Source organism: Deinococcus pimensis DSM 21231 (assembly GCF_000519345.1).
Lineage (GTDB): Bacteria > Deinococcota > Deinococci > Deinococcales > Deinococcaceae > Deinococcus_A > Deinococcus_A pimensis.
In genome coordinates this window covers 29,777-30,105 of sequence record NZ_KI912618.1, presented here as the reverse complement: position 1 = coordinate 30,105, position 329 = coordinate 29,777, and the positions used below count along the sequence as shown (strand labels likewise).

1 protein-coding gene is annotated in these 329 nt (G+C 75.7%); it reads right to left on the bottom strand.

Annotation, left to right across the window (positions count from 1 at the left end):
• The coding region (locus DEIPI_RS27640) for a type 1 glutamine amidotransferase family protein (protein WP_483782843.1) at positions 1-329 on the bottom strand (329 nt) is incomplete at both ends.

Here is a 329-nt window from a genome sequence, read left to right as displayed (position 1 = left end):
ATGGAACGAGGAGGCCAGCAGGCGGCCCTCGCGGACGAGGACGACCTCGTCGCCGCGCCGCGCGAGGACCGTGACGCCCTCCCCGACGCGCTCGATGACGGGCGCGCGGATGAACACCGCCGGGAAGGGCGCGCCCAGGCCCGTCACGGCGAGGGGCTCCTCGAAGGAGTCGCGCTGCCGTCCGAAGGCGTTGCGGCGCACCCGCACGTCCATGAGGTCCAGGCTGGGCTGCGTGCCGAACTGCGGCGGGACACCCTCGATCTCGCGGGCGAGCAGGATCGCGCCCGCGCAGGTGCCCCAGATCGCGCCGCCCCGCGCGTGGAAGGCGC